10 protein-coding genes are annotated in these 14265 nt (G+C 69.3%); 4 read left to right on the top strand and 6 right to left on the bottom strand.

The features are described from left to right. Window positions 1–192: 192 nt before the first annotated feature. Entirely contained in the window at window positions 193–1212 is a 1020-nt protein-coding gene (locus ABT352_RS17555; protein ID WP_350945881.1) for a glycosyltransferase family 2 protein, read from the top strand. Here ABT352_RS17555 and ABT352_RS17550 read toward each other — a convergent pair. From ABT352_RS17550 to ABT352_RS17525, 6 genes are all read right to left on the bottom strand, one after another. Then, complete coding sequence (locus ABT352_RS17550) at window positions 1206–2492, bottom strand: DUF4192 domain-containing protein (RefSeq protein WP_350945880.1); 1287 nt, start codon at window positions 2490–2492, stop codon at window positions 1206–1208. The genes ABT352_RS17555 and ABT352_RS17550 overlap by 7 nt on opposite strands. A gap of 321 nt (window positions 2493–2813) precedes the next feature. Continuing rightward, the gene (locus ABT352_RS17545) at window positions 2814–3614 is read right to left on the bottom strand and encodes an EI24 domain-containing protein (protein WP_350945879.1); all 801 of its coding nucleotides are present in this window, start codon (window positions 3612–3614) and stop codon (window positions 2814–2816) included. A gap of 88 nt (window positions 3615–3702) precedes the next feature. Next, complete coding sequence (locus ABT352_RS17540) at window positions 3703–4296, bottom strand: Maf family protein (protein ID WP_350945878.1); 594 nt, start codon at window positions 4294–4296, stop codon at window positions 3703–3705. Window positions 4297–4351: 55 nt separating this feature from the next. Continuing rightward, a complete protein-coding gene (locus ABT352_RS17535; protein WP_350945877.1) occupies window positions 4352–5257 on the bottom strand; it encodes a hypothetical protein in 906 nt (301 codons plus the stop codon). A gap of 394 nt (window positions 5258–5651) precedes the next feature. Continuing rightward, a complete protein-coding gene (locus tag ABT352_RS17530; RefSeq protein WP_350945876.1) occupies window positions 5652–6380 on the bottom strand; it encodes a peptidyl-tRNA hydrolase in 729 nt (242 codons plus the stop codon). Window positions 6381–6447: 67 nt separating this feature from the next. Then, a complete protein-coding gene (locus tag ABT352_RS17525) occupies window positions 6448–7758 on the bottom strand; it encodes an MFS transporter (RefSeq protein WP_350945875.1) in 1311 nt (436 codons plus the stop codon). Between the two features lie 314 nt (window positions 7759–8072). Here ABT352_RS17525 and ABT352_RS17520 point away from each other — a divergent pair, with 314 nt between their 5' ends. The 3 genes from ABT352_RS17520 (at window position 8073) to ABT352_RS17510 (ending at window position 14237) form a co-directional block, all read left to right on the top strand. Next, window positions 8073–9803: an ABC transporter family substrate-binding protein gene (locus tag ABT352_RS17520; protein WP_350945874.1), complete on the top strand. Its 1731-nt coding sequence runs from the start codon at window positions 8073–8075 to the stop codon at window positions 9801–9803. Between the two features lie 90 nt (window positions 9804–9893). Further along, window positions 9894–10274, top strand: a complete 381-nt coding sequence (locus ABT352_RS17515; RefSeq protein WP_350945873.1) for a DUF3224 domain-containing protein — start codon at window positions 9894–9896, stop codon at window positions 10272–10274. A 321-nt stretch (window positions 10275–10595) separates the two neighbouring features. Next, window positions 10596–14237 (top strand): CARDB domain-containing protein, encoded by a 3642-nt coding sequence (locus tag ABT352_RS17510; RefSeq protein ID WP_350945872.1) that lies wholly within the window; start codon window positions 10596–10598, stop codon window positions 14235–14237. The last annotated feature ends 28 nt before the right edge of the window (window positions 14238–14265 follow it).

The raw sequence follows: 14265 nt of genomic DNA, 5'->3' as shown, positions 1-14265 counted from the left end.
AGACAAGCCGTCGCGGCTAGCGTGGAACGGAAGCAAGCCGGAAGCAGCCGGAAACAGCCGGAAACAGGGTGGTCCGATGCCTGGCGACGAGCCACGGCCGGTCGACCGAGAACCCACCGGGGCAGCCCGCCCTGATCATCGGCCAACACCCCGCGGTTCGGAAAGAGCGGCCTTCAGCCAATGGAGCGACCCATGAATCGAGAACGCCCGCTAGTCTCGGTCATCATCCCCAGCTTCAACCGATCCCACGTGCTACGCCTGTGCCTACGTGCGATAAAGGAGCAGACCTACTCGCCCATCGAGGTCATCGTGGTGGACGACTGCGGCACCGAGGACGCGGCGGAGGTGGCCAGGTCGATGGGCGTCACCGTGCTGCGCACCGAGGTCAACAGCGGGGCGTCGACCGCGCGCAACCTCGGCGCGGAGCACGCCCACGGCGAGATCCTGCTCTTCCAGGACGGCGACATAGCACTCGACCCGGACAGCGTCGAGAACGCGGTGGACATCCTCGGATCCGAGCCCGGGCTTGGTGCCCTGGGCGGCATCCTCCACCCCGAGCCGCTCGCGGCCAGCAGCCTCGCCGCGCAGTATCGCGCGCTGCAGATGTATCACTGGTGGATGCCGACCGACCGCCCGACCCTTGAGCTGCACGCCGCCGTGCTCGCCGTGCCGACCGAGGTGTTCAAGGAGATCGGCCCCTTCAACCCCCATCTGAGCGACACGGTGTCCGCGGACTACCGCTCCCGGCTGATGCGGAAGAACTACGGGGTGCGCATCACCGACGCCGTCCGCGGCCGGGCCGACCACGACTCCACGCTGCGGGTGATCCTGAAGAAGGTGTTCCGGCGCGCACGGGTGAGCGCCCGGGAATGGACCCGGGGCGAGACGCCCGGTGACTCCGTACCGCGCGCGTTCGGCGGTGTCCTGCTGGTCGCCGCCGTACCGGCGATCTCGCTGCCACTGCTGGTCGGTCCCGTCGGCGCCCTCGTGTCGCCGCTCCTCGTCGCCGCCGCCGTGGTCCTCGACGGCAGCACCTACCGGCGGGTGTTCGCCCGCCGAGGTCTCCTCTTCGGCCTCTACTTCGGCGCCGTCCATCTCCTGGTCACTTTCGTGGGAGCGGCGGGAGCGGGGGTCGGTGTGCTTCAGCGTCTCGTGGGGGGACGGCCGAGTGTTCCCTGGGTCCCCCAGACCGGTGAGCTGAAGCATCAGTGACGCGCCCCCGTAGCGGCCCCCTCGGATGCGGGGCCGCCGGGTTTCTCCAGTAGCGCGGCCATCGGAAGCAGCCAGGCCATCCGGGGAGTGCCCATCTCCCGGTCGAGCTCCTCGGGGCTGGGCATCCGGCCGTTGAGCGCGTGCGGTGGGACAAGATGGTGGATCGCGTGCGCGAGCAGGTGGGCCATCGAGTAACCGGGGTTGGCCTCGTGCGCCCGGGTGAGGGCGATGCCCGCCAGCGCGGAGTCTCCCCGCTGCCAGGCGACCAGGCCGAGCAACGAGGCCGCCGGAGGCACGAACCGTGGCTCGAGCCTCCGGGTGAGGTCGTGCCAGAGCCTGAGGTGCGCCTCGTGACTCTCCTCACCGACCAGCGCCCATGCCTCGTCACGGATCCTGATCACCGCCAGGTCGATCCCCAGCCTGGCCGCCTGCTCCTCGCCGAGCCGCCCTCCCGAGGCGTAGGTGACGATCGCCTCGCGAACCCTGGCCATGCCGTCCGCGACGAACTCCGCCGCGAACCCGTCGGCGTCGCGGCATCTGGCGAGCCTGTCGCGAAGCTCCGCCGTGAGACGGTCCGTCGCCTCGCTCATCGCCTGCCGCGCGGGCCCGGTGACCGGGTCGAGCGAGCGCTCCAGGGTCTGCCTGTCCGGCAGGGCGACCAGCCCGTGCAGGACCGCCTCGGCCGCGACCGCGTCGGCCCGCCGCTCGTACGGCACGCCGTCGGCCGGGCAGCAGTCGGTCCGCGCGCACTCGTACGACCAGTAGCGACCGCCTTCCACCCGGAGCGCGTCGACGACGACGAGATCGCTCCGGCGGAACAGCGCCACGGCCTCGTCGACGGCCGGGGTCACCAGCGGGCCGGGACCGTAGCCCACCAGGATGACCTGGGCGACGCCCTCCTTTCCGAAGAGCGGGACGATCTGGCCGAGACCGCCGGAGCCCAGGGGCAGATCCCAGCGGACGGTGAGGTGCAGCCTGATCCTGGGCGGACTGCCCATGAGTCCGATGACGACCAGGCTGTCGGTGGGGTGGAACCCCAGCAGGTAGGGAACGGCCCCCAGCACGTCTTCGGTGGAACCGAGCAGGAGCCGGGGCGCCGAGGCGAGCGGGGATGGTGGGGACTGGGGAAAGGAGGACAGGGAGGACAGGGAGGACTCGGCCGAGAGCGCAGACGAGGAAGAGGGCGCTTCGAACGAGGCCGAGGACTCGTTCGACGAGGCCGGGAACCGGGGGAAGGAGGACGCTGAGAACTCGGACGAGGCCGGGTGGTCTGATGTCATGCCGGGAAGCCTCGCCGGAACCGTGCCGCCGTTCCCGCCCCGAACGGAGTTCTGTGGACAGAGCCCGCGGCCGTCCACAGCCGGACGGCCACCGACCCACGCACCCGCGACCATCTACAACGCCGCACCAAAGAAGGCAAGGACAAGAAAGAGATCATCCGCTGCCTGAAGCGCTACATCGCCCGAGAGATCTACGCGCTCCTACCTCCCCAGCCGGCACAAGAAGATCTGACTTCTGCCGCTTGACGAACCACAGGAGCATCCTCCGGCACCTGAAGGGGACGCGCCGAAGGCCCGGTGACTCTCTTTCCGGCCGCCCCCTCAGACACCCCTGTCGACGCGTGGGCCCTCGGCCGTCCTTCCCTCAGGGAGGACGGCCGGCGCCAGACGGGTGCGGACCATGATGGCCGCACCGGCCACCGCGGCGGGCATCGCGACCACCGCGACGAACGGGATGAGGAAGAGCAGGAAGAGCAGGACCCCGAAGCCGAGCGCGGGGGCCTTGTTCCCCCTGAGCAGGCCGAATCTGCTCTTGCGCACCAGTCCTCTGCGCTCGAGGGCCAGGGTGGTCAGCTCGACCGTGAGGAAGAACCCGGAGACCAGGGCGCCCAGAACCGGCACCACCGTCTGCCCGATCACCGGCACGAACCCGAGGAAGAAGAGCGGGATCGTGAACAGCAACAGCCATCCGAGGGTGATCACGCTGTCCCTGATGGATCGGGGGATCGACTTCCACAGCGGAAGGTCGTGGCCGGTCGGCACCTCCCCGTAGGTCTCCTCCACCTTCTCGGAGAGCTTCTCGTAGAAGGGGTCGCCCAGGATCAGGGTGATCGCCGTGAAGGTCACCACCGACAGGATCAACCCGGCGACGAAGATCGCCAGACCGACCAGCCCTCGCAGTGCGGTCCGCGCCGCCTCGCCCCATCCGTCGGCGAACGGTGTGCCCCACGCGGCGAGGTCCAGCGCGTTCGTGCCGAGAAAGTAGAGGCCGGTCGCGTAGAGGGCGAACGCGATCAGCGCCGGGATCAACCCGAACAGCCACCAGCGCGGGTTTCGCGTGACCCAGCGCAGTCCCTGGAAGAAGAACCCGATGCCGTCCAGAAAGGAGCGGAAATGACCCATGGCGGAAGATTATCGGGATCGGCTCCCCTTGGGAGGACAGCCGACAATACCGCGAACGGCAGAGATCCCGGGAAAAGAAGCCGCGGCGTCAGGGACGCTGCCAGAGGCCGGGAACGGAGACCCCGAGGGTGCCCAGGAGGCGGCGGAGCAGGGGCAGGGAGATGCCCAGGACGTTGCCGTGGTCGCCGTCGATGCCGTCGACGAACCAGCCGCCGCGGCCGTCCAGGGTGAAGGCGCCCGCGACGTGGAGAGGCTCGCCGGTGGCGACATAGGCGGCGATCTCGTCGTCTCCGGCGGTGCCGAAGCGCACCACCGTCGCGCCCACCTCCGCCGCCTCGCGCCCGTCCGCGACGTTGATGACGCAGTGGCCGGTGAGCAGTCGTCCCTCACGGCCGCGCATGTCGCGCCAGCGGGCCACGGCCTCCTCGGGCGAGGACGGCTTGCCGTAGGCACGGCCGTCGAGTTCGAGGATCGAGTCGCAGCCGATGACCAGCCCGCCGCTCAGACCGCGGGCGACCACGGCCGCCTTCGCGCGGGCCAGCGTGAGGCAGAGCTCGCTCGGGCTGTCGGCGGTGATGGCGTCCTCGTCCACGCCGCTGACGATCACTTTGGGATCGAGTCCGGCGCTGCGGAGCAGGGCGAGGCGGGCGGGAGAGGCGGAGGCGAGGACGATCTGGGTCACGGCGACCGAGCCTAGCGCGGCTCTCCCCGTCCTCTCACCACGGACTCGGGTGGCGCTATTTCACTCGAAGGGAGGAGACCGCGGTGTTGATGGCGCGCCAGTACTTGCGCTGGGTGTCGGGAATCGTGGCGAAAAGCATCGCGGGCTTGGCACCGGAGATCTCGGTCACGGCGACGGCGGCCATGGAGAAGCGCGTCTTGCCCTTCAGCTTGTACTTCACCCGGTAGGCGAGCAGCCAGCCGTTCTTGATCGGTTGCGAGGCGGTCCAGGTGATCTTGCCGCCCTTGGGGTGGTGGTTGAGCGTCCACCGGGCGGCCAGCAGCGCGGTGTCCTTGGACTCCCGTTGCACCAGGATCGGCACCGGGCAGCTCACGACCATCGCCCGGTGGCCGGCCCCCTTCGCCTTCGGCAGCACCTGCTTGGTGGCGAACGGCGACGCGCCGAAGACCTTCCAGGGCTTGCCCAGGCGGACCAGCGACACGCCCGATTTTTCGTCCTGGACGCGGCGCTTGCCCTTGGCCGCCTTGCCCGAGAGGCGGGCGAGCCGCTTGTCGCGCGGCAGGTCGGGCACTCGGGGGTCGGTGAGGGCCGCGATGACGGCGCTGCGGTCGGGCGCCGGCTCGAAGCCGTCGGACACCGAGGCGGGGGCGGCCGTCTCGGAAGGACTCGGGCTTCCCGAGGGGGTCGCCGACGCGGACGGGGTGGCGGAGGTGGTGTCCGAGGGGGACGCCGACACGGCGGAGGCCTGCGTGGACGGCTCCGCCGAGACTGAACCGGGCGAGGGTGGCGCGGCAGATGGCGCGGCGATCTGCCCCGTCTTTCCCTCGCCCGGTTGATCTGAGGAGCCCGAGGAGACGAAGCCGACCACCGTCGCGACCGCGGCCACGATCACCGCGACGCCCACGGCCAGGATTCGGTAGATCACGCGCATCGGCAGGTCGCCGATGCGGGACCGTTTCACCGGGGAATCCGGTAGCTTCGGGGGACTCTCCGCCACGATTTTCGGCATCTCCGACGTGGCCGCCTCGGCGGTCACGTATGTCGGCGCGGGACCCGTCTCCCGGGTCCCCTGAGTCCCACCCAACCCATCGAGCACGATCGGGAGCGTACGACAAATCCGGTTTTCCCGTGCGGGATCCCCATCACACTTCGGGAACGAGTACCTTTCTCGTCCCCGGGGGAAACGCTCCGCGACGAATACGGAATGTTCGTGGAATGCGGGGCCGGGCTCACCTCCGATGTCTCCTCCCGCGAGGCGGGAGCCGCACACCGACCTGCCGATCGTGCGCGCCGGCCCCGGGCCCCTCACCGGCCGCGGGCGACCCGCCGTCCGGGAATCGAACTCCCCGAAGGAGTCACCGGCCGCCCTCGCGCAGCCAAGGGGCGTCCGCGACGACCGTACGGGAGCCGGGCTCGATCTCGGTGAATCCGGCGTCCCTCACCACCGGCAGGCCCGAGGCGACGAGCCCGGCCCACGCGGCGGGATCGGCGGTGCGCGCGGAGACCGCCAGCCCCTTTTCCCGCCAGGCCCTCCTGGCGTCGTCCGTGCTCGCCTGCCAGGCGAGCTGGGCGGCGTGTCCCGCCTGGGCCATGGCCTTGCCCGCCGACATCGTCAGCCCCGGGTTGAGCCAGAGCACCACGTCTCCCGGCGGTCCGGGCTCGGAGGAGTCGGTGAGTTCGGTACCGGAGACCTGGAGCCTGGAGAGGTCTTTGGGCCAGCCGTCCAGTGGGACCGGCGGGTGGACGCGGACCTCGGCGGTGCCCGAGGTGACGGTGACACCGGGCAGGTCGAGCACCCTGCGCCACTCCGCCCCGCGCGCTCGCCGGACGACCTTCCTGAACCGGCTGCCGTCCCAGACGCGTACCGCCTCGGCCCACTCGCCGCCGTCGAGGGCGCGCGGGTCGTCGAGCAGCGCCAGCACGGCCAGTGCCGCCGCCTCCAGGGCGTCGGTCCGCTCGGGCGGCGCGGAGCGTTCGATGCGCACCACCAGCGGGAGGACCCTCCTGTCCCGATCAGCGTCTCCGCCGTCCCCGCCGCTCGTCCCGCCCGTCGCCCCTGTCGCGTCGTCCCCGGCGCCGGTCATGCGATCCTCCCCGGCCACCGCGCGTCCGATCCGGTTCCGTCTCCCGCGGTTCGCCCGCCTCGTTCTCTCACGCCTTCAAGGATGCCTGCTTCCCCGCGGTGGACTCCCCGCCGAGGGACGACTTCCTGGTGATAGCGATCGACATGACGGCGGCGGCGAGGCAGAGGAGGCCCGCGGCGTACCAGGCGAGGTCGTAGGCGCCGAAGTGGTCACGGGTGACCCCCGCGGCGACCGCCGCGATCGCGGCACCGACCTGGTGGGAGGCGAAGACCCAGCCGAACACCACGGACCCCTCCGGACCGTAGATCTGGCGGCACAGGGCGACCGTGGGCGGGACCGTGGCCACCCAGTCGAGGCCGTAGAAGATGATGAAGACGAGCATGCTCGGCTCGGCGGTGGCTCCGAACAGACTGGGCAGGGCCATCAGCGACAGGCCGCGCAGCCCGTAGTAGGCGCCGAGGAGGATGCGCGAGTCGACCCTGTCGCTCAGCCAGCCGGACGCGACGGTCCCGACCACGTCGAAGATCCCGACCAGGGCGAGCAGTCCCGCTGCCACCGGTTCGGCCATGCCGTGGTCGTGGGCGGCGGGGATGAAGTGGGTGCCCACCAGGCCGTTGGTGCTCATTCCGCAGATCGCGAAGCCTCCGGCGAGCAGCCAGAAGGGCCGCGTACGCGCCGCGCTCCACAGCACGCCGAGTGCGCGTGAGGCGGCGCCTCCCACCCGTGCCGGCCGAACGGCGGGGGGTGCGGCGGGATCGGCGCCCAGAGCGGTGGTGCCCACCTCCTCCGGCCGGTCGCGCAGCAGGAACCAGACCAGGGGGACCACGGCGAGGGCGGCGACGGCGACCGTGACGGCCGCCGACCGCCACCCCCTGTCCGCCGCCAGATGGGCGAGGACGGGCAGGAAGACGAGTTGCCCGGTGGCCCCGCCCGCTGTCAGCACGCCGGTGACGAGGCCGCGGTGGCGAACGAACCAGCGTTCGGTGAGGGTGGCGGCGAAGACCAGGGCCATCGAGCCGGTGCCGAGCCCGACCAGGATGCCCCAGCAGAGGATGAGCTGCCAGGGGGCGTTCATCAGGATGGTGAACCCGCTGCCCGCGGCGACCAGCAGCAGGGCGTACGTCACCACCCTGCGCATGCCGAAGCGGTCCATGAGCGCGGCGGCGAAGGGCGCGGTCAGCCCGTAGAGCATGAGGTTGACCGAGACGGCCAGCGAGATCGTGCCCCGGGACCAGCCGAACTCCTCCTGCAGCGGTGTGATCAGCACCCCGGGCGTAGCCCGGAACCCCGCCGCGCCGAGGATGGCCACGAACGCGACTCCCGCCACGATCCAGGCGCGGTGGAGTCCGCGGTTGGGCGCCCGAAGTGTCGTTGTCATGGGCCCCATAATCGTGGGGCGGCACCTCGCCCAGCGAGTGGCCCGAGTGCCAATAATCGCAAGAATCAGGCCAGAGAGCCTTCCCGTTCACGGATACACCCGTGACGCGAACCCACAAGATCTCCATCTCACATTTTGGGTGAATTCGCTCAAAGGTTACGTTTTTCCTATTCTCCTGACCTGAGGGTTTCGCACTCGGCATGGTCGCGGAGCGGGCACGATGCCCGTCCGGGTCTCGCCCGGTCGCGAGAGGTGACGATGCTCGACCGGCACGGGGGTCTTGCCGGGGACCGGGCGATCGAAGGGGTGGTGCCGTGTTCCACGCACGAAGGCCGGGAGGGTTTCTCGCGCTGCTCGCGGCCGGCTCACTTCTGCTGGGCGCCTGCGCCGACGACGGCACGGCGGACGATCCCACGGCCTCGGAGTCGGGTCCACCGAGAGAGACCATCACCTACGCCTACGAGCAGGAGTTCCACTCCTACAACAACAACACCACCGGGGAGAACGCCACGCGCAACGCCGCCCCGCTGCAGCGGGTGCTGACGGGCTTCTGGTTCTACGGCGAGAAGGGCGCGATCACCCCCGACAAGGACTTCGGGACGTACGAGAAGATCTCCGACGACCCGCTGAGCGTCAAGTACACCATCAACGACAAGGCGGTCTGGTCGGACGGCACCCCGATCGACTGCGACGACGTCATGCTGTGGTGGGCCTTCCGGTCCGGCAAGGTCAAGGGCTTCGCCTCCGCCGACACCACCGGCCTTCGGGACACTCGGATCCCCGACTGCGAGAAGGGCGGCAGGGAGTTCACCCTGGTCTACGACAAGCCGTTCGCGGACTGGGTGGCCGGAGGACCCGGCGCGACCGAGATGATGCCCGCCCACGTGGTCGCCAAGCAGGACGGCCTGTCGGAGGAGGAGTTCATCGCGGCGGTCAGAGGGGCCGACTCGCAGAAGCTGGAGAAGGGCATCAGGTTCTTCAACGACGGCTGGGTCTCCGAGGGCAGGCTGCCCGACGCCGAGCTGATCCCGTCCTCGGGGCCGTACAAGCTCTCCAGACTGGACGCCGGACAGCGGCTCACCCTCGTCGCCAACGACAGGTGGTGGGGCACCCCCGCCGCGACCCCGACGATCGTCGAGCGCTTCATCACCCTCGACGAGCAGGCCCAGGCGCTGCAGAACCGCGAGGTCCAGATCGTCGAGCCCCAGCCGGGGCCCGACGTGCTCAGGCAACTGCAGTCGCTGCGGGGCGTGAAGGTCGGCGTCTTCGAGAAGTACACCTACGAGCATCTGGACTTCAACTTCGACTCCAGCCCGTTCAGGGACAGGAGGCTGCGTGAGGCGTTCGCCAGGTGCGTACCCAGGCAGCTCATCGTCAACACCCTGATCGGCCCCGTCGCGCCCGCCGCCAAGCCCCTCGAGGTCCGCACCGTGGCCCCCTTCCAGGCCAACAGCGCGGCGGTGGTCGCGGCCAGCGGCAGCGCGGGCCTGTACGAGCGACAGGACATCGCGGGCGCCAGGGCGCTGCTACGCAAGGCCGGCAAGACGGGCCTTGAGGTGAGCATCGGTTACCAGACCCCGAACCCGCGCCGTACCGCGGCGGTCCAGCTCATCATCGAGGCCTGCGACAAGGCCGGTTTCAAGGTCGTCGACAAGGGTTCCGAGGACTTCCTCGACAACGTGCTGCCGAACAACGGCTACGACGTGGCCCTGTTCGCCTGGTCGGGCTCCACCCTGGTCAGCGGCTGGGCCTCCAACTTCACCTCGCCGGGAAAGTGCGACGCCCAGAACAAGGGGAGCAACAACGGCTGTTACTCCAGCGAGCAGGTGGACCGCCTCATCGCGAAGCTGAACTCGACGGTGGACCTGGAGGCCCAGAACCCGATCATCGGTGAGATCGAGAAGAGGCTCTGGAGCGACCTGGCCACCATCCCGCTCTTCCAGCATCCGGGACTCAGCGCCTGGGACGAGACGCTCCAGAACGTCGTCCCCAACCCCGCGCAGTCGACCATCACCTGGAACATGGACAAATGGCAGCTCTCATAGCGGATGCCACGCGGAGCCGTACCTGACATCAGGCGTCAGGTACGGTCGCCAGGATTGGCGCGAGATCCGGAACCCCGCATGGGAGCACACATGCCTCGCGCCACAGGAACCTTCACCATCGACAGCTGGGAGCCGCAGACCTACGACGAGGCCGAGGGGGCGACGCTCACCCACGTGCACCTCACCAAGACCTTCGACGGTGACCTGGTCGGCACCAGCACCGCCGACATCATCACCGCGATCCCGCGGGTCGAGACATCGGCGGCCTACGCGGGCTTCGAACGCTTCACCGGCACCGCGCACGGCCGTGAGGGCACCTTCGTGCTCCACCACACGGCCGGGGAGGCGGGGCTGAGCTGGACGATCCTTCCCGACTCCGGCACCGGCGAGCTGCTGGGCATCCGGGGCGGCGGCCAGATCGTCAACGACGGCGGCGCCCACTCCTTCCACCTCGACTACGAGCTGGGCTGAGAACGCCCCCTCGCGCGCCGGCTTCGCACCCGGCGCGCGACCGGCGTTCACCACCGGTTTGCCGGTTTTGGTGGCATGTCACAGCTCGCGTCGAGCCAATCGAGAAAGCCGCTTCCCCGCCGTTGACGCGCCCGTAGCACGTATGTAACCTTTGGCCAACACCGCGCAAGAATATTGCAAAGCTCTGTTCGTTTTCTTGCTACTCATCGCAACTCTCCAGGGATGCACCGCGTCGTGCACCTGCCCCCCATTACGTGTGCGGTGAAGGTCCCACCTTCACGCCTCGGCCCCGCCGTGCCCGACGAGAGAAGAAGAAGGCGAATGAGAATGCTGTACAGACCGTTACGACGGGTGGCGACCATGGTCGTCACCGGCTTACTCCTCGTCGTGGGGTCGGTCGTCCCGGCCTCCGCCGCGGCCGGCCCCAATCTGTCGCCGGGCAAGGCGACCCTGGCGAGCGGCTCCACGGGCGGCTACCCGGTGTCCGCCGTCAACGACGGAAACCCGGACACCTACTGGGAGAGTCCCAACAACAGCTTCCCGCAGTGGGCGCGAATCGACCTCGGCACCGCCACGAGCGTCGACCGGATCGTGCTGAAGGTGCCCCCCGCGGCCGCCTGGCAGACCCGTACCCAGACGCTCTCGATCCAGGGCGGCGCCGACGGCAACACCTTCAGCACGGTCGTGGCCTCGGCGAACCACACGTTCAACCCGGCGACCGGCAACACGGTCACGATCGACTTCGGTGCCGCGACCCACCGGTACTGGCGCGTCGCCATCACCGCGAACACCGGCTGGCCCGCAGCGCAGATCTCCGAATTCGAGATCTACGGCACCGCCGGCGGCGGCGACACCCAGCGCCCGACGGCCCCCGGCAACCTCGCCTTCACCCAGCCGGCCACCGGCCAGATCAGGCTGACCTGGAACGCCTCCACCGACAACGTGGGCGTCACCGGATACGACGTCTACGCCGACAACCAACTGCGGGGCAGCGTCGGCAACGTACTGACCTACACCGACAACCAGCCGGCGTCGGCGACCGTGACGTACTTCGTGCGGGCCAAGGACGCGGCGGGCAACCAGTCGGCCAACAGCAACTCCGTGACCCGCGAGGGCACCGGCACCCCGGGATCCAACCTGGCGATCGGCAAGGAGATGGCCGAGTCCGGCCACGTGCACTCGTTCGTCGCCGCGAACGCGAACGACAACAACCTCGCCACCTACTGGGAGGCCGACTCCGGCGCGTTCCCGAACACGCTCACCGCCAAGCTCGGCGCCAACGCGAACGTCAGCTCGGTGGTGCTGAAGCTCAACCCCGACTCCGCGTGGGGGACCCGCACGCAGAACATCCAGATCCTGGGCCGCGAGCAGAACGCCACGGGCTACACCAGCCTGGTCTCCGCGCAGAACCACACCTTCAACCCGGCCTCCGGCAACTCGGTGACGATCCCCCTCAACGCCACCGTCGCCGACGTCCAGCTGAGGTTCACCGCCAACAGCGGCGCGCCCGGCGGGCAGGTCGCCGAGTTCCAGATCTTCGGCGTCCCCGCGCCGAACCCCGACCTCACGGTCACGAACCTCTCGTGGACCCCGGCGTCCCCGAACGAGACCAGCGCGATCACCCTGTCGGCCACGGTCAGGAACGTGGGCACCGCGCCCTCCCCTGCCGACAGCGTGAACCTCAACCTCGACGGCACCCCGGTCGCGACCGTCGCCGTCCCCGCCCTCCCCGTCAACGGCACCGCCACGGTGACCCACGACATCGGCACCCGCGGCGAGGGAAGTTACACGGTCAACGCCAGGGTGGATCCGGACAACTCGGTCTTCGAGCAGAACGAGGACAACAACACCCTCACCGCGTCGTCGCCGCTGGTGGTCTCGCAGGCTCCCGGGCCCGACCTGCAGGTGCTCGGCGTCACCTCCAACCCGCCGAACCCGGCCGTCGGAGCGCCGGTCACGTTCACCGTGGCGGTGAAGAACCGGGGAACCACCGCGACGGGCGCGACCACGGTCACCCGGGTGACGGTGGGAGGCACCACGCTCAACGCCAACACCGCGTCGATCGCCGCGGGCGCGACGGTCAACGTGGCCGTGAACGGCAGCTGGACCGCCACCGCCGGCGGCGCCACCGTCACCGCGACCGCCGACGCGACCAACGCCGTCGCCGAGACCAACGAGAACAACAACACGTTCTCGCTGTCGATCGTGGTCGGGCGCGGTGCGGCCGTCCCATGGGTCGAGTACGAGGCCGAATCCGCCGACTACCAGGGCACCCTGCTGGAGACCGACCCGCTGCGCACCTTCGGGCACACCAACTTCGCCACCGAGTCCTCGGGCCGCAAGTCGGTACGGCTGAACAGCACGGGTCAGTTCGTCGAGTTCACCTCGACCAACCCCTCCAACTCGATCGTGGTCCGCAACTCCATCCCCGACGCACCGGGCGGCGGCGGCATCGAGGCGACCATCAGCCTCTACGTCAACGGCACCTTCTCCAGGAAGCTCACCCTCTCCTCACGCCACAGCTGGCTGTACGGGAACACCGACGGCCCCGAGTCACTGTCGAACACCCCCCAGGCCGACGCCCGGCGGTTGTTCGACGAGTCGCACGCGCTGCTCTCGCAGACCTACCCGGCCGGCACCAAATTCCGGTTGCAGCGTGACGCGACCGACACGGCCGCGTTCTACGTCATCGACCTGATCGACCTGGAGCAGGTGGCGCCTCCGGCGAGCCGACCGGCCGAATGCACCTCGATCACCGACTACGGCGCGGTGCCCAACGACGGGCTCGACGACACGGCCGCCATCCAGCGGGCGGTGACCGACGACCAGAACGGCGTCATCGGCTGCGTGTGGATCCCGGCGGGACAGTGGCGGCAGGAGCAGAAGATCCTCACCGACGACCCGCTGAACCGTGGGCAGTGGAACCAGGTGGGCATCAAGAACGTCACGATCCGCGGCGCGGGCATGTGGCACTCCCAGCTGTACACCCTGACCGAACCGCAGGACGTGGTGGGCGGCATCAACCACCCGCACGAGGGCAACTTCGGCTTCGACATCGACAGCAACACCCAGATCTCCGACATCGCCATCTTCGGATCCGGCCGCATTCGCGGCGGAGACGGCAACGACGAGGGCGGGGTGGGCCTGAACGGCCGGTTCGGCGAGAACACCAAGATCACAAACGTGTGGATCGAGCACGCCAACGTGGGCGCCTGGGTCGGCCGCGACTACGACAACATCCCCGCCCTGTGGGGGCCGGGCGACAACCTGCTGTTCAGCGGCATGCGCATCCGCAACACCTACGCCGACGGCATCAACTTCACCAACGGCACACGGAACTCGCGAGTGTTCAACTCCTCGTTCCGCAACACCGGCGACGACGCCCTCGCGATCTGGGCCAACCAGGCGGTGAAGGACCGGGTCGTCGACAACACGCACGACAACCACTTCGTCAACAACACCATCCAGCTGCCCTGGCGGGCGAACGGCATCGCGGTCTACGGCGGTTACAACAACTCGATCGAGAACAACCTGATCTACGACACCATGAACTACCCGGGCATCATGCTGGCGACCGACCACAGCCCCCTGCCCTTCTCGGGGACCACGTTGATCGCCAACAACGGGCTCTACCGCACGGGTGGCGCCTTCTGGAACGAGGACCAGGAGTTCGGGGCGATCACGTTGTTCCCGCAGGGCGGTGACATCACCGGTGTCACCATCCGCGACACCGAGATCCGCGACTCGACCTACGACGGCATCCAGTTCAAGACGGGCGGTGGCAACATGCCGAACGTCGCGATCACCAATGTGAGGATCGACAGGTCCAACAACGGGGCCGGCATCCTCGCCATGAGCGGCGCTCGCGGTAACGCGACGCTGACGAACGTGACCATAACCAACTCGGCCACCGGCGACATCGTGCGACAGCCGGGGACGACCTTCGTGATCACCGGCAACTGACCCCTCAGGTCCGGCAGGTGAGGAGGAC

It is taken from the genome of Streptosporangium sp. NPDC000563, from assembly GCF_040299985.1.
Lineage (GTDB): Bacteria > Actinomycetota > Actinomycetes > Streptosporangiales > Streptosporangiaceae > Streptosporangium.
Note: the sequence above shows the minus strand (reverse complement) of the source record. Positions and strands in the feature narration are given on the sequence as shown.

Excerpts from the sequence above, each read along its gene's own strand:
- ABT352_RS17555 (WP_350945881.1), top strand. The coding sequence starts at position 193 with ATGAATCGAGAACGCCCGCTAGTCTCGGTCATCATCCCCAGCTTCAAC.
- ABT352_RS17550 (WP_350945880.1), bottom strand. The coding sequence starts at position 2,492 with ATGACATCAGACCACCCGGCCTCGTCCGAGTTCTCAGCGTCCTCCTTC.
- ABT352_RS17545 (WP_350945879.1), bottom strand. The coding sequence starts at position 3,614 with ATGGGTCATTTCCGCTCCTTTCTGGACGGCATCGGGTTCTTCTTCCAG.
- ABT352_RS17530 (WP_350945876.1), bottom strand. The coding sequence starts at position 6,380 with ATGACCGGCGCCGGGGACGACGCGACAGGGGCGACGGGCGGGACGAGC.
- ABT352_RS17525 (WP_350945875.1), bottom strand. The coding sequence starts at position 7,758 with ATGACAACGACACTTCGGGCGCCCAACCGCGGACTCCACCGCGCCTGG.
- ABT352_RS17515 (WP_350945873.1), top strand. The coding sequence starts at position 9,894 with ATGCCTCGCGCCACAGGAACCTTCACCATCGACAGCTGGGAGCCGCAG.
- ABT352_RS17510 (WP_350945872.1), top strand. The coding sequence starts at position 10,596 with ATGAGAATGCTGTACAGACCGTTACGACGGGTGGCGACCATGGTCGTC.